At 63.8% G+C, this 337-nt stretch carries 1 protein-coding gene; it reads right to left on the bottom strand.

Features of this window, described 5'->3' with window-relative positions; genetic code table 11:
• Window positions 1-337: hypothetical protein (locus AK963_RS34585; RefSeq protein WP_175404816.1), on the bottom strand; the 337-nt coding region annotated here is incomplete at both ends.

The raw sequence follows: 337 nt of genomic DNA, 5'->3' as shown, positions 1-337 counted from the left end.
GCGTTGTCGCTGCCAATCTGAGGCGTCTGCTGCACCGGTCCAGCCTGCCAGCCCGGTGGCCACTGGGACGGGTCTATGGTCAGCTCCGGTTCAGTCTGCGTCTGCGGTTGTTCTTCCTGCGGCTGCGTTCCCCCCAACTCATGGAGCTGGCTCTCCAGTCCGGCAATGGCCAGCGAGTTCTGCCGCAGTTGCTCCGCCAGCATGGTCTGGTCGGCGTGAGGTTCCTGCATCTGGTCTTGCAGGGTCTGGTGCTGGCTCATCAGGTCGTTGAGCCTCTGCTGCTTCTCCCTGATGTCGTCCATATTGCGGGTTCGACCGGCAGCGCCCACCAGTCCAC

Source organism: Endozoicomonas atrinae (assembly GCF_001647025.1).
Classification (GTDB): domain Bacteria; phylum Pseudomonadota; class Gammaproteobacteria; order Pseudomonadales; family Endozoicomonadaceae; genus Endozoicomonas; species Endozoicomonas atrinae.
Note: the sequence above shows the minus strand (reverse complement) of the source record. Positions and strands in the feature narration are given on the sequence as shown.